General features: G+C 36.5%; 24 protein-coding genes and 1 other annotated feature (1 of these 25 cut by a window edge). Of the genes, 3 read left to right on the forward strand and 21 right to left on the reverse strand.

Annotated features, from left to right (window positions below):
* Positions 1-27 (reverse strand) — a binding site (T-box leader) (it extends 239 nt beyond the left edge of the window).
* A 95-nt stretch (positions 28-122) separates the two neighbouring features.
* The 11 genes from gltX to EKG35_RS00535 all read right to left on the reverse strand — a co-directional run bounded on the left by gltX (position 123) and on the right by EKG35_RS00535 (position 11,838).
* Positions 123-1,583, reverse strand: a complete 1,461-nt coding sequence (gene gltX, locus EKG35_RS00485; protein ID WP_126292343.1) for a glutamate--tRNA ligase — start codon at positions 1,581-1,583, stop codon at positions 123-125.
* 281 nt (positions 1,584-1,864) lie between these two features.
* Positions 1,865-2,341, reverse strand: a complete 477-nt coding sequence (gene ispF / locus EKG35_RS00490) for a 2-C-methyl-D-erythritol 2,4-cyclodiphosphate synthase (protein WP_126292344.1) — start codon at positions 2,339-2,341, stop codon at positions 1,865-1,867.
* A 244-nt stretch (positions 2,342-2,585) separates the two neighbouring features.
* Positions 2,586-3,278 (reverse strand): 2-C-methyl-D-erythritol 4-phosphate cytidylyltransferase, encoded by a 693-nt coding sequence (ispD, locus tag EKG35_RS00495; RefSeq protein WP_126292345.1) that lies wholly within the window; start codon positions 3,276-3,278, stop codon positions 2,586-2,588.
* Between the two features lie 66 nt (positions 3,279-3,344).
* A complete protein-coding gene (locus EKG35_RS00500; protein WP_126292346.1) occupies positions 3,345-4,442 on the reverse strand; it encodes a PIN/TRAM domain-containing protein in 1,098 nt (365 codons plus the stop codon).
* 341 nt (positions 4,443-4,783) lie between these two features.
* The gene (gene radA / locus EKG35_RS00505; RefSeq protein ID WP_126292347.1) at positions 4,784-6,160 is read right to left on the reverse strand and encodes a DNA repair protein RadA; all 1,377 of its coding nucleotides are present in this window, start codon (positions 6,158-6,160) and stop codon (positions 4,784-4,786) included.
* A 111-nt stretch (positions 6,161-6,271) separates the two neighbouring features.
* The gene (locus tag EKG35_RS00510) at positions 6,272-8,710 is read right to left on the reverse strand and encodes an ATP-dependent Clp protease ATP-binding subunit (protein ID WP_126292348.1); all 2,439 of its coding nucleotides are present in this window, start codon (positions 8,708-8,710) and stop codon (positions 6,272-6,274) included.
* The gene (gene mcsB / locus EKG35_RS00515; protein ID WP_126292349.1) at positions 8,700-9,800 is read right to left on the reverse strand and encodes a protein-arginine kinase McsB; all 1,101 of its coding nucleotides are present in this window, start codon (positions 9,798-9,800) and stop codon (positions 8,700-8,702) included. The genes EKG35_RS00510 and mcsB overlap by 11 nt, the downstream gene beginning before the upstream one ends.
* Positions 9,797-10,351 carry a UvrB/UvrC motif-containing protein gene (locus tag EKG35_RS00520; protein ID WP_126292350.1) on the reverse strand — a complete coding sequence of 185 codons (555 nt, stop codon included), beginning with the start codon at positions 10,349-10,351 and terminating at the stop codon, positions 9,797-9,799. Before EKG35_RS00520 ends, mcsB begins: the two co-directional genes overlap by 4 nt.
* Before the next feature lie 96 nt (positions 10,352-10,447).
* Positions 10,448-10,909, reverse strand: a complete 462-nt coding sequence (locus tag EKG35_RS00525; protein WP_126292351.1) for a CtsR family transcriptional regulator — start codon at positions 10,907-10,909, stop codon at positions 10,448-10,450.
* 255 nt (positions 10,910-11,164) lie between these two features.
* Entirely contained in the window at positions 11,165-11,470 is a 306-nt protein-coding gene (locus tag EKG35_RS00530; protein WP_126292352.1) for a DUF4870 domain-containing protein, read from the reverse strand.
* A gap of 137 nt (positions 11,471-11,607) precedes the next feature.
* A complete protein-coding gene (locus EKG35_RS00535) occupies positions 11,608-11,838 on the reverse strand; it encodes a hypothetical protein (protein ID WP_126292353.1) in 231 nt (76 codons plus the stop codon).
* Between the two features lie 243 nt (positions 11,839-12,081).
* On the opposite strand from EKG35_RS00535, the gene EKG35_RS00540 reads away from it, so the two are divergent.
* Complete coding sequence (locus EKG35_RS00540; RefSeq protein ID WP_126292354.1) at positions 12,082-13,392, forward strand: globin-coupled sensor protein; 1,311 nt, start codon at positions 12,082-12,084, stop codon at positions 13,390-13,392.
* Between the two features lie 140 nt (positions 13,393-13,532).
* On the opposite strand, the gene EKG35_RS00545 is transcribed toward EKG35_RS00540, so the two are convergent.
* From EKG35_RS00545 to adh, 10 genes are all read right to left on the reverse strand, one after another.
* The gene (locus tag EKG35_RS00545; RefSeq protein WP_126292355.1) at positions 13,533-14,045 is read right to left on the reverse strand and encodes an acyl-CoA thioesterase; all 513 of its coding nucleotides are present in this window, start codon (positions 14,043-14,045) and stop codon (positions 13,533-13,535) included.
* A 105-nt stretch (positions 14,046-14,150) separates the two neighbouring features.
* The gene (locus tag EKG35_RS00550; RefSeq protein WP_126292356.1) at positions 14,151-15,578 is read right to left on the reverse strand and encodes an aldehyde dehydrogenase family protein; all 1,428 of its coding nucleotides are present in this window, start codon (positions 15,576-15,578) and stop codon (positions 14,151-14,153) included.
* An 80-nt stretch (positions 15,579-15,658) separates the two neighbouring features.
* Complete coding sequence (locus EKG35_RS00555) at positions 15,659-16,696, reverse strand: DUF4003 family protein (protein WP_126292357.1); 1,038 nt, start codon at positions 16,694-16,696, stop codon at positions 15,659-15,661.
* Positions 16,674-17,645: a DUF4003 family protein gene (locus tag EKG35_RS00560; protein ID WP_185807596.1), complete on the reverse strand. Its 972-nt coding sequence runs from the start codon at positions 17,643-17,645 to the stop codon at positions 16,674-16,676. The genes EKG35_RS00555 and EKG35_RS00560 overlap by 23 nt, the downstream gene beginning before the upstream one ends.
* A gap of 215 nt (positions 17,646-17,860) precedes the next feature.
* Positions 17,861-18,223: a hypothetical protein gene (locus EKG35_RS00565; protein WP_126292359.1), complete on the reverse strand. Its 363-nt coding sequence runs from the start codon at positions 18,221-18,223 to the stop codon at positions 17,861-17,863.
* 348 nt (positions 18,224-18,571) lie between these two features.
* Positions 18,572-19,441: an anti-sigma-V factor RsiV gene (rsiV, locus tag EKG35_RS00575; RefSeq protein ID WP_126292360.1), complete on the reverse strand. Its 870-nt coding sequence runs from the start codon at positions 19,439-19,441 to the stop codon at positions 18,572-18,574.
* Positions 19,434-19,922, reverse strand: coding sequence for an RNA polymerase sigma factor SigV (locus EKG35_RS00580; protein WP_126292384.1), 489 nt, complete (start codon positions 19,920-19,922; stop codon positions 19,434-19,436). The genes rsiV and EKG35_RS00580 overlap by 8 nt, the downstream gene beginning before the upstream one ends.
* A 551-nt stretch (positions 19,923-20,473) precedes the next feature.
* Positions 20,474-20,665 (reverse strand): hypothetical protein, encoded by a 192-nt coding sequence (locus EKG35_RS00585; RefSeq protein WP_126292361.1) that lies wholly within the window; start codon positions 20,663-20,665, stop codon positions 20,474-20,476.
* Positions 20,666-20,796: 131 nt separating this feature from the next.
* A complete protein-coding gene (locus EKG35_RS00590) occupies positions 20,797-21,150 on the reverse strand; it encodes a DUF779 domain-containing protein (protein ID WP_126292362.1) in 354 nt (117 codons plus the stop codon).
* Positions 21,151-21,201: 51 nt separating this feature from the next.
* Complete coding sequence (gene adh, locus EKG35_RS00595; protein WP_126292363.1) at positions 21,202-22,722, reverse strand: aldehyde dehydrogenase; 1,521 nt, start codon at positions 22,720-22,722, stop codon at positions 21,202-21,204.
* 205 nt (positions 22,723-22,927) lie between these two features.
* Here adh and EKG35_RS00600 point away from each other — a divergent pair, with 205 nt between their 5' ends.
* Together EKG35_RS00600 and rluF are read left to right on the forward strand one after the other, a co-directional pair.
* Positions 22,928-24,139 (forward strand): polysaccharide deacetylase family protein, encoded by a 1,212-nt coding sequence (locus EKG35_RS00600; RefSeq protein ID WP_185807597.1) that lies wholly within the window; start codon positions 22,928-22,930, stop codon positions 24,137-24,139.
* Between the two features lie 93 nt (positions 24,140-24,232).
* Positions 24,233-24,934 (forward strand): 23S rRNA pseudouridine(2604) synthase RluF, encoded by a 702-nt coding sequence (gene rluF, locus EKG35_RS00605; RefSeq protein ID WP_126292365.1) that lies wholly within the window; start codon positions 24,233-24,235, stop codon positions 24,932-24,934.
* Positions 24,935-25,012 lie beyond the last annotated feature (78 nt).

Consider the following 25,012-nt stretch of genomic DNA (forward strand, 5'->3'; position numbering starts at 1 on the left):
CGTACTTCTCCTTCTCAACGCTTTAAATTTTATGAAACTACCTATAGAGGTATATTTATAATCCAACAAAGTTAAATTCATTTTACAATACGTTTTTTAAATGTCAATTAAAATGCAAGTCATTACTTAGCGTATTTTTCAATTCGAGCAATCGCCTTATCTTTACCAATTAAAGCGATGGAATCCGGCAATTCAGGGCCATGTGTTTGACCAGTTGTTACAACGCGGATTGGCATAAATAAGTTTTTCCCTTTATGTCCTGTCTCTTTTTGTACTGCTTTAATCGCATCTTTTATTGAGGGTGCATCAAAAGTTTCTAATGATTCGAGTTGCGCTTTGAAGGCAGCCATTACTTCAGGAACTTGTTCCCCTGCTAATACCTCTTTAGCAGCTTCATCATATTCAATCTCTTCTGTGAAGAATAGACTTGATAATTCTACAATTTCTGCACCATAGCTCATTTGATTATGGTATAGAGCGATTAAAGAAGTTGCCCATGCTTGTTGTTCTGCTGTCAATTCTTGAGGAAGCAGACCTGCTTTTTGTAAATGTGGAAGTGACAACTCCACTACTTTTTCAAGAGAAAGCTTTTTAATGTATTGGTTGTTCATCCATGTTAGTTTATTTTTATCAAACATAGAAGGTGACTTAGAAAGTCGTTTTTCATCAAAAATTTCGATGAATTGTTCTTTAGTAAAGATTTCTTCTTCCCCTTCAGGAGACCAACCAAGTAAAGCGAAGAAGTTAAACATCGCTTCAGGTAAATAGCCAAGGTCCTTATATTGGGAAACAAATTGAATAATTGTTTCATCGCGTTTTGATAACTTTTTATGATCTTCATTTACGATTAATGTCATATGACCGTATTGAGGATATTCCCAGCCAAATGCATCGAAAATCATCATTTGTTTTGGTGTATTTGATAAATGCTCTTCTCCACGGAAAACATGTGTAATATCCATAAAGTGGTCATCTAATACAACCGCATAGTTGTATGTTGGGATTCCGTTCGCTTTTACAAGCACCCAGTCACCAACATCTTTTGATTCGAATGTAACATCACCACGCACTAAGTCTGTGAAATGGTATGTCGTATTTTCAGGTACACGCATACGAATTGTGTAGGGAATGCCAGCTGCTTCTTTAGCGGCTACTTCTTCTTTTGTTAAATGGCGGCATTTTCCATCATAAGTTGGGGCAGCGACGCCTTTTGCTCTTTGTGCTTCACGCGATGCTTCCAATTCTTCTGATGTACAGAAACATTTGTATGCAATGCCGCGCTCTAATAGCTCTTCAGCATGCTTTTTATAAATATCCAAACGTTCCATTTGACGGTATGGTTCGTAAGGTCCCCCTATATCGATTGATTCGTCAGGAATAATGCCTAACCAGCGAAGGTTATCAAGCTGTGAAGCTTCTCCTCCCTCAACATTACGCTCGATATCTGTATCCTCAATACGTACGATAAATTTACCGTTGTGATGCTTTGCAAATAAATAGTTAAATAACGCGGTACGCGCCCCACCAATGTGTAAAAATCCTGTTGGGCTCGGCGCATAACGAACGCGAACTTCCTTTGTCATAGTTACTGCCTCCTATATTGTTTCAATCAATTACGCCTCGACGTAATTGCATCCAGATTTAATATCCGCTTTTACACGAATCTAAGGTTTTACAAAATCTGTGACTTCCGCCGAATGCTTAACTGCTTGTAGTTAACTTTGTCAATTTTACCACTCTGATTTAAGAAATGAAAGTTGATGCTTTTTATGGAAAACAGATATCTTTCGAGAGATTTCCAACCTAGTTAGGGCCTCCTAAATAGTATTAATTGGACCCCTGTACGATTACTCCCGACAAACAACTATTTCTTAATCAATAAAATCGTTGCCATAGCAGCAATTCCTTCTTCACGGCCAGTAAAGCCCAGCTTTTCTGTCGTTGTTGCCTTTACATTTACTTGAGAAGGATCTGCATTCAATAGCTCTGCAATTCGATTTCGCATTTGTTCAATATATGGCGCTAATTTTGGACGCTGTGCCATAATAGTACAATCAACATTCCCTAATACATAACCTTTATCCTGAACAATTTTCCAAATATGTTCTAATAATTTTGCGCTATCCGCATCTTTAAATGCAGGATCTGTGTCTGGGAAATGATGGCCTATGTCTCCTTCACCAATCGCACCAAGTGCCGCATCTGTTACTGTATGTAATAACACATCCGCATCAGAATGCCCAATAAGTCCACGATCATGAGGGATCTCAATCCCACCTAAAATTAATGGACGCCCTTCTGCAAAAGCATGAACATCAAATCCTTGTCCTACTCGAAACATATCGTACTGCCGCTTTCATCCTAGACCAAATCATTCGATTGTTGAGCTCGAATTATTATAATTCTGTCTATGATTTTGCAGCATTCACCATCCTTTACTTTTTAGTTTATCTAATTTACCACTTCATATATTAACATATTTCCTATTATATTGAATTGTAAGCATCTGCTAAGCTCTTTAATCTAATATGACTTAGAAAAATAAAAACTCTCCTTAATCAATCCGATTAACGAGAGTTTTTACTTTAAAACAATTCCGATTCGCGTTTTCGCAAAATCGCTTCACCTAATACTAAGTCTTCTTTAGTTGTCATCTTTAGGTTCTCATAGCTGGCTTCAACGATATGTACGGTGTGACCAAGACGCTCTACTAGCATCGCTTCATCTGTCCCTAGGAAGCCTACTTTTTCAGCCACATCTTCAGCTTCAGCTATTATGTCAAAGCGGAATGCTTGTGGTGTTTGGATCATCCATAAACTATCGCGATCAACTGTTTCGATAATAATGCCATCTTTTACTTTTTTCATCGTATCTTTAGCTCTTACGCCTGCTATTGCTGCCCCTTTTTCTTTTGCAGTATAAGTAAGTTTTGCAATGATATCGTGTGTAATGAATGGCCTTGCCGCATCATGTACCAACACGATGTCGACTTGCTCCATCTCCTTTATACAAGAATGGACTGAATGCTGTCTTTCTTCTCCACCATCAGGCAATCCTTTTACTTTTGTAATGCTGTACTTGTCTAACAAATGTTGTATATACTCACGTTCTTCTGGTTTTACAGCTAGCCATATCCCCGAACAGTTTTCATCGTGCTGGAAAACCTCCAACGTATGAATTAATATCGGCTTATTTGCCAGCAACAAAAATAATTTATTTTGACCTGCTCCCATTCGTTTGCCGCTGCCCGCTGCCGGAAGCACTACTTCATACTGCACAATTTCCACATCCTAATCTAAACACCGAACTTTTATCGCGTTATCTTTAAATTTAATAGTCGCCAATTATGCCACTTGCTCATCTTTTGGTTTCGCAAAAATCATTCTACCCGCAGATGTTTGCAATACACTTGTTACTGTAACGGTTATTGATTGTCCAATAAAGCTGCGGCCGCCTTCTACAACAATCATCGTACCATCGTCTAAATAGGCCACGCCTTGGTTATGTTCCTTACCATCTTTTATCACTACAACTTGCATGTCTTCACCAGGTATAACTACTGGTTTTACTGCATTTGCAAGGTCATTAATATTGAGTACTTGAACATGATGCAACTCACATACTTTATTTAAATTAAAATCATTTGTTAAAATTTGTGCGCCCATTTTCTTTGCTAGACGAACTAGTTTTAAATCCACCTCTTGAATATCTTCAAAATCTTCTTCTGAAATTTGAACAGTTGTCGCACGTTCATCCTGAAGCTTTTTCAAAATGTCCAAACCTCTACGGCCACGTGTACGCTTTAATGTATCAGAGGAATCAGCGATATGCTGCAGTTCAGTTAAGACAAATTGCGGTACTACAAGTACACCTTCTATAAAGCCTGTGGATGAAATATCTGCAATTCTCCCGTCAATGATGACACTAGTATCAAGCAGTTTATACAATGTTTTTGTTTCACCAAGAGCAGTGGTTGCTGCATCTGTATTTTTCTTTTTTGAAACTGCTCCAGACTTTGAAAACATTGTAATGAGTTCGTCTCGTTTAGTAAACCCTACACGGAAGCCTAAGTAACCAAGGATGATGGATAATAAAACCGGCAAAATTTGTGTTAGGATTGGGAATTTGATAAGCTCAATTGCAAAACCAACAAAGTAAGCAACTATTAGCCCAATGATGAGCCCCACCGTACCGAATAACAGATCTGCGGCCGGAACTTTAAATAAAATACCTTCCATCCAAACAATTAATTTAACAAAGTAGTCTGATAATGAAAATGATAAAAGGAATAGTAAAATTGCACCTAGTATTACCGATACATACGGATTGTTAAGCCAAGGATTAGATGATAAATTAATGAATTCGTATAATGGCGGTAAAAAAACAAAACCTAACGCTCCACCGATAAATAAGAAAGCAATTTGTATCACTCTTTTTAACATAATTCCACCTCCTTTTTATTAACCTCAATTATACATAGTTCATATATACTTTGCCCGAATTACACTTTGGAATTTAATAATTGAGGTAAAAGTAATACACTGGATGCTTGAAGTGTATATTTTATCGTATGTTTCATTTCTACCCAACATTAGAATGAATTACTCCTTGGCTAGCCAAGATAATGTTGGTGGTCGTACAGATGCAGGAGAAAGCGCAACGTCAGGAATAGGACGTGGAGTACTTAATCTAAGTTCCCTCACACTCACTCAATTCATAGCTGTAATGAAGATAAAAATGCCCATTCCATCACTAATTGAGAGTAAGGGCATTTTTAAACTAATTATAAATCATGGAAACATGCTCTTAATGCGTCATTGATTGTTTCGACTCCAATCACTTGTATGCCGTTTGGATAATCCCAACCACCTAGGTTTGACGCTGGGATAAAAGCACGTTTAAAGCCAAGTCTAGCTGCTTCTTGAACACGTTGCTCCACTCGTGAAACACGACGAACTTCCCCTGTTAATCCGACCTCACCTACAAAACAATCGGTTGCTTTTACAGCCTGATCCTTATAGCTGGAAACAATAGAAGTTAATATGGCTAAATCAATCGCAGGTTCGTCCAGCTTAACGCCCCCAGCTACTTTTATATAGGCATCCTGTGCTTGCAATAACATGCCCATTCGTTTTTCTAAAACTGCCATTAATAGCTGTACACGATTTTGATCGACTCCATTTGCCATCCGCTTTGGATAGTTAAAGCTTGTCGGTGTTACAAGAGATTGGATTTCTACTAAAATTGGCCTTGTTCCCTCCATCGAAGCTACAATCGTAGAACCTGCCGCATCGTGCGAGCGTTCCTCTAAAAAGAGCTCAGAAGGGTTCAATACTTCCTTTAAACCTGCTTGGACCATTTCAAAAATAGCAATTTCATTTGTTGATCCAAAGCGGTTTTTTTGGCTGCGCAAAATCCGGTAAGTATGATGACGCTCACCTTCAAAATAGAGAACTGTATCTACCATATGCTCAAGTAGTCTCGGCCCAGCAATTTGGCCTTCCTTTGTAACATGTCCAACTAAGAAGATTGCAATGCCTTTCGTTTTAGCTATTCGCATAAGCTCGGCGGTACATTCCCTCACCTGGGACACACTACCAGGCGCACTCGTCACCTCTGGATGATAGATTGTTTGAATCGAATCGACAATAACAAATTTCGGCTGAACCTCCTCAATTGTTTGGTTCAACCGCTCTAAATTCGTTTCAGAGTAAATAAATAATTCGGGAGATTGCACACCTAATCGAGATGCACGCAGTTTTGTTTGACGCATTGATTCTTCTCCTGATATGTACAATACTCGATGTCCTTTATGTGATAGGAGTGCTGATACTTGCATCAACAATGTCGATTTCCCTATCCCTGGGTCCCCACCGATAAGAACTAGCGAACCAGGGACAATTCCCCCTCCTAATACACGATTTAATTCGTCCATTTCCGTTTTAACGCGAGGCTCTTCCGCTGTTTCTATATTAATAATAGGCGTCGCTTTTTGTGAAACTGAATTAGAATGTTGGAATGCTCCGCGCGGTCCTTTCGAAACAACCTCAACCTCTTCCACCATCGTATTCCATTCTCCACAGCCAGGACAACGCCCCATCCATTTCGGTGATTCGTAACCACAGGAGTTACAACAGAATTTTGTTTTCTTTTTTACCATATGCCCTCCTATAACGTTTTCTTTTATTATTATAAATTATTTTCACTAATCCTAAAAACGAAAAAGGGTGCCCATAAGAAGACACCTTACTTATGAGACACCCTTATATACTTAACTTTCTACAGTACTTTTCTGACGTACTACAAATTCTCCATCAACATAATCAAAGACAATTTGCCCGCCAGTTGATACAGTTCCTTTTAGCAATTCTTCTGAAAGGCGGTCCTCAACATGTTTTTGGAGTGCACGGCGTAATGGGCGTGCTCCATATTGCGGATCATAGCCTTCTTCAGCGATTTTATTAAGCGCTGCATCTGTTAATTCGAGCTCGATATTTTGCTCTTTTAGACGAGCAGTTAAAGAGTTAGCCATTAATGAAATAATCTGTTTTAACTCATCTTTTTCTAGTGAGTGGAAGACAATCATTTCATCAATACGGTTTAAGAACTCTGGACGGAACGCTTTTTTAAGCTCTTCCATCATTGTTCCTTTCATGTCTTTGTATTTGTCAGATGTGTCGCCTACACCAAAGCCTAAACTTTTTCTGTATTTCAATGCATCTGCACCTACGTTAGATGTCATAATGACAACTGTATTGCGGAAATCTACAGTGCGGCCTTTTGAATCAGTTAAGCGGCCATCATCTAGTACTTGAAGTAAAATGTTAAACACATCAGGATGTGCTTTTTCAATTTCATCAAGCAATACAACAGAATATGGTTTGCGGCGTACTTTTTCTGTTAGTTGGCCACCCTCATCAAATCCAACATATCCTGGAGGTGAACCAACTAGACGTGATGTTGAATGTTTCTCCATGTATTCAGACATGTCGATACGAATCATTGCATCCTCATCGCCAAACATTACTTCCGCCAACGCACGGGCAAGTTCAGTTTTACCAACACCTGTTGGACCTAAGAAGATAAAGGAACCAATCGGACGCTTAGGATCTTTTAAACCTGCACGAGCACGGCGAATTGCACGGGAAATTGCTTCTACCGCTTCTCCTTGGCCAACTACACGTTTGTGCAGCTCTTCTTCAAGGTTAAGAAGCTTTGCAGATTCTTCTTGTGCAATTTTTGAAACTGGAATTCCAGTCCACATCGATACTACCATTGCAATATCATCCACTGTTACTTTTGATTCTTCTTTTCCTTGTTTTTCTTTCCAAGTTTTCTTTGTTTGCTCTAGTTCATCTTTAATCTTTTGTTCCGTGTCGCGAAGTGCTGCCGCTTTTTCAAACTCTTGGCTTGATACTGCAGCATTTTTTTCGTTTCGGACATTTTCAAGTTTATCTTCCAACGCTTTTAAGTTTGGCGGAACTGTAAATGAACGTAAACGTACTTTTGATCCAGCCTCATCGATTAAGTCAATTGCTTTATCTGGCAAGAAACGATCTGAAATATAACGGTCTGATAATTTTGCTGCCGCTTCTACTGCCTCATCCGTAATTTTCACACGGTGATGTGCTTCATAGCGGTCACGTAAACCATTAATAATTTGAATTGTTTCTTCAACAGACGGTTCATCGACTTGAATTGGTTGGAAACGACGCTCTAGGGCAGCATCTTTTTCAATATATTTACGGTACTCATCTAATGTTGTTGCACCGATACATTGCAGCTCTCCTCGCGCTAATGATGGTTTTAAAATATTTGAAGCATCGATAGCACCTTCTGCACCACCTGCACCGATTAATGTATGCAATTCATCAATGAATAAAATAACGTTGCCTGCTTGGCGAATTTCATCCATTACCTTTTTCAAACGATCTTCGAATTCACCGCGATACTTTGTACCAGCAACAACAGTCCCCATGTCTAAAGTCATTACACGTTTGTCGCGCAATGTTTCCGGCACTTCGTTGTTGACAATTTGTTGTGCCAAACCTTCTGCGATTGCTGTTTTACCAACACCTGGTTCACCAATTAAAACAGGGTTATTTTTTGTACGACGTGATAATACTTCAATAACACGTGTAATTTCTTTACTGCGGCCAATAACAGGGTCAAGAGAACCTTCACGAGCAATCGCTGTTAAATCACGTGCTAACCCATCTAATGTAGGAGTGTTTACTGATTGAGTTGGATTTGAAGAGCTTTGAGCAGCATCATTGTTACCAAGTAATAACAGCACTTGTTGACGAGCTTTATTTAAGCTTACTCCTGCATTTGCTAAAACGCGGGCTGCAACCCCTTCACCTTCTCGAATTAACGCAAGCAAAATATGCTCAGTGCCGATATATGCATGGCCAAGCTTACGTGATTCGTCTACAGACAGTTCAATCACTTTTTTAGCTCTAGGTGTATAGTGTACGATTGGACCAACGTCTTTTGTTCCTTTGCCAACCAACTCTTCAATGCCGGATTCAATCATTTGCGGGCTAACGTCGATGGCTTCTAATGCTTTCGCAGCAATACCGCCGCCTTCTCGAATTAGTCCAAGCAAAATATGCTCTGTACCAATTGATTCGTGCTTCCAACGAATTGCTTCTTCTTGTGCTAACTGCAATACTTTTTGTGCTCGTTGTGTAAAACGGTTAAACATCATATCTTTCCTCTCCTTCTTCCATTAACTTTTGGGTTTTCGCGTTTAGTTTTTCACGTAGTAGTTTTGCTCTAAATACGTCGCGCTCACTTGCTTGCAGAGTTGTGCCGGCATATTGCTGCACAAAGCCTGGTTGTATAAGAATCATACATTCATTCAATACATTTAATGGAACTTCTTTGATTATATTCAAATCTACTCCAAGACGGACATTCGATAAACAAGCAGCAGCTTCTTCACTTGTCATAATACGCGCATATTTTAATGTACCTAACGAACGATTAAAACGATCCTCCAAAGCAATTCGAGAATTTTTCAACAACGCTTCTCGAGCCCCACGCTCATTTTGAATAATCTGTACAACAACACTTTGCAAGTCGTCGATAATTTCTTCTTCCGATTTTCCAAGTGTTACTTGATTTGAAATTTGATAAATGTTGCCTAAATTTTCACTACCCTCTCCATAAATGCCTCTTACAACCATCCCTAATCTCGCTAACATTTGGGTAACCACCTTAATTTGCTTTGACATTGTAAGTGCGGGTAGATGCATCATCACTGAAGCCCGTAAACCTGTTCCAACATTTGTCGGGCAGCTTGTTAAATAACCGAAAGCCTCATTATAAGCATATGGTAAATGTTTCTCTAATTGACTATCTAATTTGTTTGCAAGTGCATAAGTTTCTATAAGTTGAAGCCCTGGCGCCAAGCATTGAATGCGTAGATGATCCTCTTCATTTATCATGACGCTAATCGTTTCATCATTTGAAATTAAGACAGAAGCCGATTTTTCTTTTTTAGATAAAAGCGGGCTTATTAAGTGCTTTTCTACTAACACTTGACGCTGTAACAGCGGCATATCTTTAATAGTAAAATGTGAAAAGTTATGCTCTTTATTACTTATTTGATGCATTGCATCTGTTACGATTTCATCTACTTGTATTGCTTCATGATCTGTAAAGCTTAATGGGAATCGGTAACCATCTAGGTTCCTTGCCAAACGAATGCGTGTGCTTAATACAATATCTGCATCAAGTCCTTTATCACCCATCCAACCTGGAGCACCGCTTTTTAAAAAGTGTTCAAGATTCATGGTGTATCCACACCCCCATGTTCAAGCTTACGTTCGATTTCTCTTATTTCATCTCGTAATTTAGCCGCATCTTCAAATCGCTCTTCTACAATTGCTACCTGTAATTGTTCACGTACAGATTCAATTTGTTTTTTCATCCACTCTTTATTGTTATTCATTTTTCCAGGAGCTTTTCCACTATGCTTTGTTCCAGCTTGAATTTTTGTTAGTACTTGAGGAAGCTGTTTACTAAACGTCTCATAACATTGTGGACAACCTAGCTTGCCTTCATTCAAGAAATGGCGAAAAGTAAATCCACATTTTGGGCATTGTGCAGCCTTTTGTGTGACTGTTTGTTGCTTTTCCTGTGTTTCACTTTTCCATACAGGTAGACCAAACAAATTTGAAACAAGTTGGTGTATTGGTATTTGATCCTCTTTATGGAAATCTAAATTGAAAGGATGAAACTGACTGGCACAAACCTCACAATAATGTCTTTCACTTTTTTGGCCATTAATTACTTGTGTTACCGTTATAGTTGCTTGCCGCTCTTTACAGTGTTCACAAATCATGACCCTCCACCTCTTTTTAACTTAAGATTTAAAATTATAAATTTCATTTACTGCTTTTTAAATAAGTAGAACAACATGCTTCACTACCATTTCATATTATTCGTATTTTAATGTTATTAGCATGGATTTTAAAATATAAGACCTGAGTTCGTCCCTAGTCGGTAATTGCAATCGAAGAGTAGCTCGGTCAATTGCAGCAAGCATCAATTTAGCTTCTCGCTTAGAAATGACCTCTTCATCAATTAATCGGTAGATTATATCTTCAGCCATAGATTGTGTGGCGCCATTATGAACTTGCCTTATCATATCTTCCAGCAAGTCAATTTTCGAATTTGCTTTTACGCGTAAAATTCGGATATAGCCGCCGCCTCCACGTTTGCTTTCGACTAAATAACCCCTTTCAGCAGTAAATCTCGTATTGATAACATAATTTATTTGTGAGGGTACACACTGGAATTTATCCGCCAATTCGCTGCGTTTAATCTCAATATGTCCTTGACCACCTAATTCGATAACTTGCTTTAAATAACCTTCAATGATGTCAGATATATTTCTCACTTTTTATACCTCACCTCACTCGCTACTGACTTTGACTATCTTTGACTATATTATATAAATGGAAAAATCAAAATGCAAATTAAACGCCTATATTAATTTATAAAAAATTCACATGCAGCTTGCTTGGCAGAGAACTTTTTTTCATAATTAGAGCTGGTATAAATATTAAAAAAATCGACAAAATCGTTTTTTAAACGTTCTGTCGATTAGTATTTCTTTTTTTAATTAAACATAATCATTTTTATAAACAGTTGATTATACCCATCTTCCAACGATTGGATAATCCCAGCTTGTTTCACCCAACGCTTTAACAATACCGATAATCGGAACGACAATCGTCATAATTCCGAAGATAATTAAGAACGGAATGCCAATTATTAAGAAACTTAAAAGTGAGGAAATAAAAATCAATAACCACATTACCGCTTGGAATAATAATGCCTGAATTGAAATTCGTTTCACTTCTTCATCTACGCTTAATAAAAAGAATAAAATTGGAACTAACACTGGAGCAAAAAATGCACTAGCATGTATAATGACCTTTGACCATTTACTATCCATTTATATATCAGCCTCTCTTAACTTTTTCTTGATAGTATATATACGACTAACTTAAACATTAGTTTCATCAGATTTAATATTTTTATAAAAATAAAAAAGAGCATCGAACCCAAATTCATCTGCTCTTTAAAGTTTAATTATTTAGATGATTTTTTATTAATATTTGATGGCTTTTCATCTGGTATTTCCTCATCATTATGCGGAAACAACCCATGAGCTAATATACCCGAAAAAATGGTTGCACTAATGACAATTAAAATCTTATGATAGGTTGGAACTTCCTCATAATAGTTTACTAGCATCAAAATAGCACTAGTCGCTACAATAACCATTGTTGGGATAATAAATTTCAAGCGGCGCTTCTCCATATTTAATTCTCCCTTGCTTTATTAATTAACGTTTTTCATACAAATACACTGAATCGTATTTTACATGGGATGCTTACAAATTACAAACCGAGGATAGGTTTAAATTGTTACGAAATTTGGAAAATTTCAATATATAACTAGTAATTTCATCCAAAACATAGAAACTTATAATAGAGTTAATGTATCATAACGAAGATAGGAACATTAAATAATCATAAACTAAATAATGAACGGAGAACTACTATGGTTATCTTTAAAAGCAAACCAATTAAACACTCATCTTATTGTTTAGAAGTTGAAAAATATTTAAGCCAGGTTCAACTTGATTTCTCCAAATATCCAGAACTATTAAAGCATGTGCAACTCATTAAATTAAATAAAGAAGATTTAGCCGTTTTAAGACAATTGAAACCGCTTTCAGTAGATTTTATTCCTAATATGGTCGATCAATTTTATGATGCAGTGAGTTTAAGTGGCCACTTGATGGATATTATTAATAAAAATAGTAGAATTGAAAAATTAAAAATAACTTTAACAAAGCATTTAACTGAAATTTTTGAGGGGCGTATAAATAACGACTATATAGAACAACGCAAAACCATTGCATCAGCACATGTTCGTATTGGGTTAGAGTCAAAATGGTATATAGGGTCATTCCAATCTTTAATGACTACATTTATTAACTTTGTAAATGAGCTGGACATGTCAAAAGAAGATACTGCAAAAGCAATTAATGCATTTTCAAAAATTATCAACTTTGAGCAACAGCTGGTTATCCAAGCATATGAGGCTGAACAACAGCGCATCCGCAAGCTCGATGAGGATGTAAAACTTGCGCTTATAGCCACAATTCAAGATACCGCTGAGGAATTAAATGCAATTAGCCAGGAAACAACAGCATCTTTATACGCCATTTCCTCTCAATCAGAAAATATCGCAGCTGCTACAAAACACGGATTAAACTTCGTTGCAGATACAGAGGAAAAATCAAACTATGGAAAAAGTCATTTGGAAACTCAAACAAAATTGATGAACGTGATCTTAGAAAGTGTCAATTTATTAGAGCATTCAATGAAAAATCTTAAAATCTCTTCTCAAAAAATAAGTGAAATTGTTGGATTAGTTACAGGAATTGCAGATCAAACAAACTTGCTGGCATTAAATGCATCTATTGAGGCAGCTAGAGCAGGCGAACATGGAAAAGGCTTTGCTGTAGTTGCGGAGGAAGTAAGAAAGTTAGCTGAGGAAACAAAAAATGCAGTTCAAAATGTATCACACCTTATTCGCGAGACCGAAAATAATATTAAAAACATGACAACTTCCGTAAGTAACGTTGATGCGCAAGTTCAAAAAAGTGTACAAACACAGCAAAACTTAGAAGAGTCCTTTAATGATATTGCAAAAGCTGTATCAGGTATTAAACAACAATATACCAGCACTTCAAAAGACGTTAGTGAAATATCAAGTTTAATCAGCGAACTAACAGCCAGCGCATCTCAAGTTTCTTCTTCGTCCGATTCTTTATTAAATGTTGTTCATGAACTATCTGAATAATATAAGACTTAGTAAAAAAGGAGCTAGGGCCGCTAAGAAAAAATCCATATTTTCTTAGACAGCCCTTCTGCTTCTTAGTATTTAGTTAAAATTATTTAAGCTACAAAAGAAACGCTCATCAAGGATTTATGGACAGCTCTTTATTGCTGATCTTCGTTATCTAAAAGCTGACGACGCTCTTTCGCATTTTCACGTTTTGCTTTTCTTAATTTTTGTCGACTTGGCCCAGTATCAAACAGCTTTTTTTCCCTTTCCGTTTCAGGGTAAACGCCAGGAACTGGAGTAGGTTTGCCGGATTCATCAATTGCTACCATTGTTACAAAGGATTCTGTCGTTAATTTTTTTTCACCTGTTTTTATATTTCGAGACATCACTCTAACATAGACTTCCATAGAAGTACGTCCAGTAGATGTGACAAAGGCTTCCAATTCCAAAATGTCTCCTACATATGCAGGAGATACAAAATCTACTGAATCAATGGAGGCAGTTACAACTCCAGATTTAGCATGTTTCATCGAAGTGATGGCTGCAATTTCATCAATATACGCTAATACTTTCCCTCCGAATATTGAGCTATGCTGGTTCGTATCAGGTGGTAATACTAAGTGTGTTTGAAAAGATCGTGATTGACTCATTGGTACTGCATTACTCATCTATTGCCCTCCAAATTAACTGCCTTTTTGTTGATATTACCTTTGATAATATAGTATTACAAACATTTCAATAAATATAATAAATTAAAAAGGGGCAAGTATATCTTATATCGTTGTTTTTATCGTAATAAATTTTAAATCAGTCATTTCCTCGATTGCATATTTAATGCCTTCTCTTCCATAGCCGCTATTTTTTACACCGCCATAAGGCATATTATCTACTCGGAATGTTGGGATGTCATTAATTACTACAGCCCCTGCCTCAATTTCATCCGCAGCCTTCATTGCATCTGTTAATACATTCGTATAAATCCCTGCATTTAAACCTAATTCTGAAGCATTTACTAAAGAAATAGCTTCATCTAAATTTTTATACGGTACAAGCGAAACAATAGGAGCAAACGTTTCTTGGCAAACAATCTTCATCTCTGGCTTCACATTTGTCATAACTGTAGGCGTTAGTATTCTATCTGTAAATTCAGCACCAGTTGCAATCACAGCACCTTGTTCAATCGCCTCTTCTATCCATTGCTTAATACGTTTTACTTCATTCGGATTGATCATTGCACTAACATCTGTTGATAAATCCAATGGATCACCAACTACTAGTTTTTTAGTCTCCTCTACAAATGCTTTTGTAAATTCATCATAGATGGATTCATGAACATAAACACGCTGTAATGAAATACAAACTTGCCCCGCGAAGCCAAATGCCCCTCCAACACAACGTGTAATGATTTTATCTATTGGTGTACTAGGTTCTACAATAACAGCGGCATTTGACCCAAGCTCTAATGTAATTTTCCTTAAACCAACCTTTTCTTTAATTTTCAACCCTACTGCCCCACTACCAGTAAAGGTAACCTTTTTAACAAGAGGGTGGGTTACTAACGTATCACTCAATTCACTGCCAGACCCTGTGACAATTTGAAGCGCTCCATCTGGCAAACCTGCTTCTTTAAAAATTTCCGCAAGTATAAGTGAACTTAATGGGGTTTGAGTTGCAGGCTTTAAAACAACTGTATTCCCAACTGCAAACGCAGGCCCCAATTTATGCGCTACTAAATTGAAAGGAAAGTTAAATGGTGTTATTGCTGAAACGACACCAATTGGAACACGTTTTGTGTAGCCGATTCGATCCTTTGTTCCAGGAGCAGCGTCCAAAGGTACTGTTTCTCCCATCGATTGCTTTGCTGCTTCTGCTGAGAATTGGTATGTTGCAATTGTACGGTCAATTTCTTGAAGCCCAGCTGAAAGAGGCTTACCTGCTTCTAAAGCTAAGATTCTTGCAAACTCATTTTTTCTACCGCGCATAATCTCAACGACTTTATATAAAATTTCCGCTCGCTCATATGCAGTTGTCTTTTTAAACGAAAGAAACGCCTTGTGTGCCCCTTCAACTGCATGCTCAACATCCTGAATAGAGGCCCTAGCTACCTTCGCGATGACTTCTCCTGAAAAAGGTGATGTTAATGTATAGCTATCTTTAGTATCAACCCATTTACCATTTATCCAAAGTTCTTTCTCTTCCATTGATAACACCCTCCGAGATTTTCTATACCCCTATTGTATCACTATTCATTTTGAAGTCATTACGAACTGCCTATATCCTACTAATCACTGGAAGTACTAGTTGAGTCTGCGACTACCGCTATGGTAGTAGTAGCCGTTATTGCTTGCTCAGCCTGTATAAGCATTTCTAAATTTGTAATGATGCTCATATCAAGGGAATCACTTAAATTCGCAAGATCGTGAAGCACCTTTTGTAAAGCAATACTAAACGCTATACTTTTATACCATCGAAATAACTTTACCTTTGTTAGCTCTTCATAAAGAGCAACAATTTGATTTATATTCTCTGTTTTTGCCCCAGCAACAGCTAAAAAACCTATTAAAGGATAATGCTCTTTTTTTAAATTAACTTTTCTTTGAACTAACTCATTTCGAATTTGCACTACATAAGGAACAAGCTGCTCCACATAAACCGAACTATTTAAAGTTAAAACTTGGGATAGCCATTGTGAATGATTCTCTAAAGCAAAGTTATTTTTTCGTAATTCTGTATAATAACGATTCATCGTTTGAGCTCGGAGTTCAGGGTCCTCATCATTATTAGACAATAAAACAGAATAAGGCATATCTTCATGGGAAGTTAAGAACGGATGATGTTTTCTTATTGCATCATATAGTTTTCTAGCTTTATGAGCATGAGTTTGTTTTTGTTCAGAATGTTTAGTCAAAAAAATGGCTGAAATATAACTATATGCAGAACGCTTAAACTTTGCTTGCTTAAGAATTTCTTCACTTTCAATTAAATTTTTGACCGCTTGATGTGGCTCTTCTTTCCCATCTAGCAACATGGCAACACTATAAAGAAGGTTTGAGCTTGAACGCAATGTTGATAGCCAGCTTGTTTGGCGTTTAATTTCTTCAATGACTGCTTCAAACGAGCCAAATGAAAATGTCTTTCCTTCCGCACTATAATGGCTTGCGAGCATTAACATAATACGTTTATCTATCGTCCAGCTTAAGTAATTTACAAGCTTTTCGTAATTTTTATTTAATAACTCTATATACGCTTTGTTTTCCATGCTGTTCACGCTACCTTCATTTAGTTTGAAGTTTGAATCATTTAAAAATATCAACGACATCTAAAATTCCACCCGGTATAAATGAACCGATTTCCAAAATAAAATCCGCTAAATCAAGCAAGTCTGTTAAATGGGAAAGAAATGTGATATCAATCATTTCCTGAACTTCAATTAAATCCTGAACTGTTTTTTGAATAGCGATAATAAGTGCAAATTCTTTTGCATTTTTAAAAATCTTTTGCTCTGTTAGTTGATTATATAAAGCAACGATTTCATCAACCTTAGAATTATCAGTTGCTGTCAAAGCCAAGAAACCTAAAAATGGATAGTGAACTTTTTTCACTTTAATGTTTCGCTTTATTAATTCCTCCTTAAGCTGAACCACATATTGCATTAAAATTTCATTATAGCTGCTGCTATAAATAGTCATGATTTGAGCTAATGCTTGGAGATGATTCCCTATAATAAAACGCTGTTTTCTTAAGGCATTATAATAGCAAACAATTGTTTCAGCTTGTTTTAGAGGCTGGGCCTCGTTACTGGCAGTTAAAACAACAACATATGGAATATCTTCTTTTGAAGTTAAAATACGCTGATTTCGGTTCATTGCATCAAATAATTGCTTTGCTCTTTTTGCATGTTCCTGTTTGTTTTCTCGTAAAAACAGCGCTCCAATTATACGTAATGACGAATTCTTAAATTTTACTTCTTTTAAAATACGGTCATTTTCAATGAGGTTTGAAACCGCAAGCTTTATGTCCTGTTCCTGTATTAATTGAGCTGCTATTTTATAGCTAATGGTTGAAAAATTTTGTATTGAAAATGGAAGTTTTGCTTCTTCTCCAAAATGCTCAATAACTTTTTGCAAAATTACGCCGCTAAATTGTTTTTTGGCAAGTGTATACTTACAAGCCAACGACATGATGAGCTGCTGGTCTCCCCCGCCGATATAGTTATAGACACGATTATAATTTTCTTGAAATATTTTTATAAACTGTTCATCGTTCATGCAACCACTCCTATTATTTTCTACGAGTAGGATGGAAATAAGTTTCATAACAACCTGTGCTATAAATCAATACAGGAAACAAGATTAAATTAGACTTGAAGGGGGCTTTAGCGAGTATAAAGTAAAATACCCTATCAAGTAGAAGCATTGTTCAATTGATAGGGTAGGCTGAGTTATTTAATTAAAAGCACATCTTTTTTAGCACTATATTTTCCTTATTCGCTGGGTATATAACCGACTACCTTATTTGAATCAATATCAACAAGAATGATGGGGGTGCCGACTACAGTATTCTCTTTGTCTTTAAAAGAAACTGCCAGCACTTCTTTCCCTTCATAATTCTGATCCAGCAATTCAACATAATTATCAACAATGATCGTAGTTACTACCGCAGTTTCCCAGTCTTTATTCGCTGTGTCATTCCAACCTTTTTTATGTAAGAAATCCCAAGCAATTTTTCTGACACTATAATTCTCATCTTTAAGGTCAGTAGAATTTTCTAGCACTTCATTATTTGAACATCCCACTATTAAAATCATTGAAAATAATAAAGTTAAGTATAGGACATTCCACCTCATTAAATCCCCCTACTTTAAAAGTAGTATTAAAGAAATTTATTTATTTAATTCATCATCTTATAAACAACATAAAATATATTCCCGGAATTAATAAAGCTACCCTAGACAAACGACAGCTGCTGCTTTAGATTGCTTTATAAGCCGTTCATCGCCTTCCTTTAAGTACTGAAAGAATGTTAGGGTAAAATAAAGGCAAGATACTATTAATAATTTCGATATAATACTAAACCAATTACCTGTCTCAATTAATGTCAAATTTTCCTAAATTTAATTCACCCCATTATACCATATAATTCCAAAAATAAAGGAGCACTTCCCACTATGGAGAAATGCTCTCTAAATTACTTCTTACTTTAAATACTCGTTGCTTACAAGAACACCTTGGAGCTCTTCTGTTGGAATAATAAACTCCACCGCTCCCATATAACCTGGTGCTACTTCATATTCATTAAACGAGATGACTAATTGATTGTCAGCATTAATGTAAAAGTTTTGATTTTCTTTAATCGTTGTGAATGCGTCCGGGTCAGATGGCTCAATCCAATAAACTTTTGATTCATCTTCCTCCATTTGTTGACGCATCTGTTGTTTTATATTTTCACTAATTACTTCTATATAACTATTATCTTTAAATAGACTCGGCAATGTTATGAGTAATTGGTTTTGTTTATCAATCGTATCGTAGTGTATTGTTGTCGCAGAAGAAGCCATTGTTTCTTCGACATAGCGGCCAATTGATAAAATTTGATTTGTTTCGGTTTTAATTTCGTAACCACTCTCTATTTTAAGATGTCCATCCTCGCCAAACGCTTTTTGAGCACCCATCTCACTCATAAATTTTTCATAGAGTTGCTGACTTTCCTCTAAATACTTATTGTTTAAGCTTTCCTGCAATGATGTATTTTCCATGTTATCGACTTTCGGCACTTGAATATCAACCTCATAGTTCCCTTCACTAACGTGATATTCTTTAAACGTTAGCACCTCAACGAGATCTCCTACAACTGGTACATCCGATAACGATTTAGCTAATGCCGGGCTTATGTTTAAACTTGTAGTAAAAATTACAGCCGCGGCTGCAACCCCAGCTCCCCATAAAGCTAAAGGTCTTTTATTATTTTTTTTTCGCAACGCTTGTTCTACAACTCCATCTAATTGTAACGGTATGGGAATATCTTTATATTTCTTTTTTAGTTGTTCCATTTTATTGTTATCCATTATGTCGTTCCCCCTCAGTATTAAACTCTTCCATCTGTACCCTTAGAATTTTTAAAGCTTTATATATTCGAGTTTTGACAGTGTTAATATTTAAGTCTAAAATCTCCGCCACTTCCTCAATCTTTAAATCCTCAAAATACCTAAGTACAATGACAATTCGATATTCAGGAAGCAACTCATTTAATGCTTGATGTAAATCAATATCCTTATAATGATCTTCTCGCCCCTTCATATGCAGTTGAATTGTTGTATCATCTACAACCGTTATTTTCTTTTTGCGACGGAGAAAATCTAATGATGTATTGACAATTATTTTATAAAACCAACTTTTAATTGCTTTTTGATCTTTTAATTGTTCAGATGTAATTGCTTTTTGAATTGAATCCTGCACGATATCAAGTGCATCATCTGGATTCTGAACATAGCTATATGCTAGGCGATAAAAATTCTCTTTGTTTTGCATAACATACTCTGCTATCATTTTGTCCTGATTAAGCTTCCACTTTAACACATAACACCTCTCCTTGTTTTTTCCCGTTAGCTAACTGAGTTTTCATAATATAGACGTATAGCATATAGGAAAAAGTTGTTGAGTATTATTATTTTTTTAAATTTATAATTTTTTAAAAATAAAAAAAGCTGGGACAAAACTAAAAGACGCCATTTTTCTTGATGAGAAAAATGACGTTTTTTTGCTAAGTTGAAAATTGATTTCCGTTCCGGGGACGCGCATCCAGGGCTGGCCCAGAACCTCCTCGTCGCTACACTCCTGCTGGGTCTCGAGTCACGGGCTATTCCCGCAGGAAGCTTTGTACCTGACGCTTCGCTTTCGGTACAGAAAAACATTGCTCTGCATCGAAAGCGTAGCGACAGATGCACTCGTTCCCTTCACTCCAATCAATTTTAAAAAATATCATATTCTTATTAATGGAAAAAGAGAATTCTTACAAAAAATCCACTTATGTCCCAGCCCCCTTCTTTACTTATTTCTATTAAACTGCTTCTATATACTATAATCTTTTTCCCTCTTTTTTAAGTTGTCGTAATTCCTGCCAGAATTATTAAAAGCGAAATAGAGGCAGCTATTGCTGGTTTCATTGATGCTTTTTCATCCTTTACTAAGGATGCAATCGCATATACGAATGTAAGAACAAATACAAATGGCCAAATAAACCACGTCCAATAATAAAATATTCCTAAAAATTGCATTAAACCTATTAACAAAAATGTCACTCCTCCTTTATATGTATTTGTTTTCTATCATTAATTTACATTCTAACAAATTCCAGTTCCAAAGTTTGGAAATTAAAAACCCCCTGCCAGATATCTCTAGCAAGGGGAGTTCACTAATTCTTCTATTTTAATTGAGCCAACTCTTCTGAAGTAAACGCTCGCGATCTTGTTAAAAAACGTTTTCCTTCTACACCTTCCAACGAAAACATACCACCGCGACCATCTACTACATCAATAATGAGCTGAGTATGTTTCCAATAGTCGAATTGACTTTTATGCATATAAAACTTTGCGCCTCCAATTTCACCTAACAGGACGTCTGCATTTCCAATGATTAAATCGCCTTCTGGATAGCACATTGGTGATGATCCATCACAACAGCCACCAGATTGATGGAAAATAATCGGACCATGTTTTTCCTTTAGCTTATCAATAAGTGCAAGTGCGTCATCTGTCGCAACCACTCGCTTTACCACAAGCAGCGCCCCCTTACCCAATCAATTTCGCCTTGGCGTAATTGCATAAAATTAGAAGAAGCCAAGCTTATTTGGACTATAGCTAACTAGTAAATTTTTAGTTTGTTGGTAATGCTCAAGCATCATTTTATGGTTTTCACGGCCTACACCGGACATTTTGTATCCACCGAACGCTGCATGTGCAGGGTATGCATGGTAACAATTCGTCCATACACGACCAGCTTGAATCGCACGGCCAAAACGATAAGCTGTATTCATATCGCGTGTCCAAACGCCCGCACCTAAGCCGTAAAGTGTATCATTAGCGATTTCAAGTGCTTCTTCCTTTGTTTTAAAAGTTGTTACTGCAACAACTGGACCAAAAATCTCCTCTTGGAAGATTCGCATTTTATTATTACCTTTAAATACTGTTGGCTTGATGTAATAACCGGCTGCAAATTCTCCACCTAGCTCGTTGCGCTCGCCGCCAGTTAACACCTCTGCGCCTTCTTGTTTACCGATATCTAAATAAGATAGAATTTTCTCCATTTGCTCATTTGATGCTTGGGCACCCATCATTGTATTCGGATCTAACGGGTTTCCAGTTTTAATCGCTTCTACACGTTGTAAAACTCTTTCCATAAATTTATCGTAAATAGATTCTTGGATTAATGCACGAGAAGGACAAGTACATACTTCTCCTTGGTTAAGGGCAAATAATACGAATCCTTCTACTGCTTTATCTAAAAATGCATCGTCTTCTTCCATAATATCTTCAAAGAAAATGTTTGGTGACTTACCGCCTAACTCTAATGTTACTGGAATAATATTTTGAGATGCATATTGCATGATTAAGCGGCCAGTTGTTGTTTCACCAGTAAATGCAATTTTGCCGATCCGAGGATTTGAAGCAAGTGGCTTACCCGCCTCTAAACCAAATCCGTTGACAATGTTCACAACACCTGGCGGCAATAAATCTTCAATTAACTCCATTAGCACTAAAATAGAAGCTGGTGTTTGTTCAGCTGGCTTTAGTACAACACAGTTTCCTGCTGCTAGCGCTGGTGCTAGCTTCCAAACAGCCATTAAAATCGGGAAATTCCAAGGGATAATTTGACCAACAACACCAATTGGTTCATGGAAATGATATGCCACTGTATCTTCATCGATTTGGCTGATGCCGCCTTCTTGTGCACGAATTGCACCTGCAAAGTAGCGGAAATGATCTATCGCCAATGGTAGATCGGCATTCAATGTTTCGCGAACTGCTTTTCCATTTTCCCAAGTCTCTGCAACAGCTAATACCTCTAGGTTTTCTTCAATACGATCAGCAATTTTGTTTAAAATATTTGCTCTCTCATTAACAGATGTTTTTCCCCAAGCATCTTTTGCTGCATGTGCTGCATCAAGAGCAAGTTCAATATCTTCCTCTGTTGAACGTGCAACTTGTGTAAACACTTTACCTGTAACAGGCGTTACATTTTCAAAATATTGTCCTTTTACAGGTGGTGTCCACTTGCCCCCAATGTAGTTGTCATAGCGTTCTTTGAAGTTTACAATTGCTCCTTCTGTGTTTGGAAATGCATAAACCATTGAAAATTCTCCCCTTTAAATTTATAAATTAATACCTTTTTTCGCGAAACCAAATTTATAAAAGGTATTTATATTATCTTATTATTTGAAATGATAGATTATTCGAAAAGTCCTTACTATTTTTCATTCTATTAATAATATGGTTACTTTTCTTAGAAGAAATTGTAAAATAATATTTGTAGCAAATTTCAGGGAGGTCTATCCATTGCGCTTTAAAATATTCATAACCTATGTGTTGCTGTTCTTCTTTGCTTTTACTCATAGTCCATCTTCTGCAAATGAAATGGTAGATTCAAAGATAGAAATTACACATGATGTAACAGGTCAAATAAAATTACTTAGCGAAGAACAAATTAATTACATAAAACTTTTAAAAGGAAACCAATATTACGCAACATCAATTGATGATAAGTACTGGGGAATTCAAATAGGAAATGGCAACATAATCATTCCAAAGCAATACACAACCATTGTTGATGGAGATCTTATAAAAAACACCGCTACAAGCCAAGTTGAAGTTATTTCCATTAAAAATGCCAGCATCTATTCCGAACCGACTAGACATTCTAAAGAAATAGCACAGCTTGTAAAAGATATGCGTATTAGTACAAACGGATTAAATGGTAATTTTTACGAAATCAATATAGGAGGGCAGAAAGGGTATGTTCATAAATGGGACGTCCAAGTGGACAACGGAATTCCTATTTTAATTTATCATCACTTAGTAGTTGATCAGGAGAATTCTATTTTCAAAGATAGTACATCCGTTTACGACATTGATTTATTTAAAGAACAAGTAAAATATTTAAAAGAAAATAATTACTTTACTATTTCTTTAAAGGATTTAGATTTGTGGATGCAAAAGAAACATACTCTTCCTGGCAAAGCAGTTGCACTTACCTTTGATGATGCAAATTTATCTGTGGAGAAGCTTGTATATCCAATTTTAAAGGAAAATAACATGCACGCTACTACTTTTGTTATTGGGAACCGAGTTAAAGAAGAAATACAAACTTTTAATATGAATTCCTTCCAGTTTGCAGGTTTTAATGAACTACGAAACATATTAGATGTCTTTGATCTTGAATATCATACATATGCATTTCATGAGTTTAATAGCAAAACAGGACGTTCTATATTGCAAGATGCATCTCCAGAAGAATTTTTAGAGGACTTTGTCAATTCAAAAAATGTAATTAAAACTGTTGATTCGTCTTTAGAGCCAAGCTATTTTTCTTATCCATATGGAAAGTATATTAGTAAATATGAGGCAATCCTTTTACAAAGCGGCGTGTCCCTTGCTTTTCTAAATAAGGGAGGAAAGGCAACAATTGATAGCCCACGATTTTATGTCCCACGTGTACCAGTTCAAGCTAAAATGACATTGGACGATTTTATCAACGCCATTCAAAATTAATGAATGACGATTTCTACTTACGACAACACTAGTAAGGTCAAAAGTTTTTTTCTATTGTATACTGGTGATATTCTAAACTTATTAGGAGAATTTATGCGTATCAATAAATTTTTAAGTGAAACTGGAATTGTCTCTCGCCGTGGAGCAGATAAATGGGTTGAAGAAGGAAGGATCACCATAAACGGCGAACTTGCTACAGTTGGAAGTCAAGTAAACGAAGGAGATACTGTTTGCGTTGACGGCAAGCCTGTAAAAAAAGAAGAGGACCTTGTCTATATTGCCTTAAACAAGCCAGTTGGAATCACAAGTACAACTGAAAAACATATAAAGGGAAATGTTGTTGATTTTGTCGGGCATTCAAAACGAATTTTCCATATCGGTCGTCTTGACAAGGATTCTGAGGGCTTGCTGCTTCTAACCAATGATGGGGATATTGTTAATGAGATATTACGTGCAGAAAATCAGCATGAAAAAGAATATGTCGTACAAGTAGACAAGCCCATTACTGATAAATTTTTAAAGCAAATGGCATCTGGAGTTGAAATTTTAGATACTAAAACGAATCCATGTTATGTAGAAAAAATTTCGTCACATGTATTTAAAATTATTTTAGAACAAGGCTTAAATCGGCAAATTCGCCGCATGTGTTCCGCCCTTGGCTATTCAGTCAAACGTTTGCAGCGAATCCGCATAATGAATATCCACCTGGGAAATCTTAAGGTTGGACAATGGCGTGACTTAACTGAAAAAGAAAAAACAGAACTATTTAAACAACTAAATTACAAACAAAAATAAAAAAAGTGGGAGGCGTTAAAGCTCTTCCCACTTTTTTTCATTCTGTACAGAAAGCGTCAGCGACAGGCACAACTTCAC

The organism is Lysinibacillus telephonicus (assembly GCF_003966145.1).
GTDB classification, from domain to species: Bacteria; Bacillota; Bacilli; order Bacillales_A; family Planococcaceae; genus Ureibacillus; species Ureibacillus telephonicus.

What these genes read in the sequence shown, in the direction of transcription:
- EKG35_RS00535 (WP_126292353.1), bottom strand. Translation starts at nt 11,838, where the DNA reads ATGGAGAAGCGCCGCTTGAAATTTATTATCCCAACAATGGTTATTGTA.
- EKG35_RS00555 (WP_126292357.1), bottom strand. Translation starts at nt 16,696, where the DNA reads ATGTCGTTGATATTTTTAAATGATTCAAACTTCAAACTAAATGAAGGT.
- EKG35_RS00550 (WP_126292356.1), bottom strand. Translation starts at nt 15,578, where the DNA reads ATGGAAGAGAAAGAACTTTGGATAAATGGTAAATGGGTTGATACTAAA.
- radA (WP_126292347.1), bottom strand. Translation starts at nt 6,160, where the DNA reads ATGGTAAAAAAGAAAACAAAATTCTGTTGTAACTCCTGTGGTTACGAA.
- ispF (WP_126292344.1), bottom strand. Translation starts at nt 2,341, where the DNA reads ATGTTTCGAGTAGGACAAGGATTTGATGTTCATGCTTTTGCAGAAGGG.
- rluF (WP_126292365.1), top strand. Translation starts at nt 24,233, where the DNA reads ATGCGTATCAATAAATTTTTAAGTGAAACTGGAATTGTCTCTCGCCGT.
- gltX (WP_126292343.1), bottom strand. Translation starts at nt 1,583, where the DNA reads ATGACAAAGGAAGTTCGCGTTCGTTATGCGCCGAGCCCAACAGGATTT.
- EKG35_RS00500 (WP_126292346.1), bottom strand. Translation starts at nt 4,442, where the DNA reads ATGTTAAAAAGAGTGATACAAATTGCTTTCTTATTTATCGGTGGAGCG.
- adh (WP_126292363.1), bottom strand. Translation starts at nt 22,722, where the DNA reads ATGGTTTATGCATTTCCAAACACAGAAGGAGCAATTGTAAACTTCAAA.
- EKG35_RS00560 (WP_185807596.1), bottom strand. Translation starts at nt 17,645, where the DNA reads ATGAACGATGAACAGTTTATAAAAATATTTCAAGAAAATTATAATCGT.
- rsiV (WP_126292360.1), bottom strand. Translation starts at nt 19,441, where the DNA reads ATGGATAACAATAAAATGGAACAACTAAAAAAGAAATATAAAGATATT.
- EKG35_RS00510 (WP_126292348.1), bottom strand. Translation starts at nt 8,710, where the DNA reads ATGATGTTTAACCGTTTTACACAACGAGCACAAAAAGTATTGCAGTTA.
- EKG35_RS00530 (WP_126292352.1), bottom strand. Translation starts at nt 11,470, where the DNA reads ATGGATAGTAAATGGTCAAAGGTCATTATACATGCTAGTGCATTTTTT.
- EKG35_RS00540 (WP_126292354.1), top strand. Translation starts at nt 12,082, where the DNA reads ATGGTTATCTTTAAAAGCAAACCAATTAAACACTCATCTTATTGTTTA.
- EKG35_RS00545 (WP_126292355.1), bottom strand. Translation starts at nt 14,045, where the DNA reads ATGAGTAATGCAGTACCAATGAGTCAATCACGATCTTTTCAAACACAC.
- mcsB (WP_126292349.1), bottom strand. Translation starts at nt 9,800, where the DNA reads ATGAATCTTGAACACTTTTTAAAAAGCGGTGCTCCAGGTTGGATGGGT.
- EKG35_RS00520 (WP_126292350.1), bottom strand. Translation starts at nt 10,351, where the DNA reads ATGATTTGTGAACACTGTAAAGAGCGGCAAGCAACTATAACGGTAACA.
- EKG35_RS00565 (WP_126292359.1), bottom strand. Translation starts at nt 18,223, where the DNA reads ATGAGGTGGAATGTCCTATACTTAACTTTATTATTTTCAATGATTTTA.
- EKG35_RS00580 (WP_126292384.1), bottom strand. Translation starts at nt 19,922, where the DNA reads ATGATAGCAGAGTATGTTATGCAAAACAAAGAGAATTTTTATCGCCTA.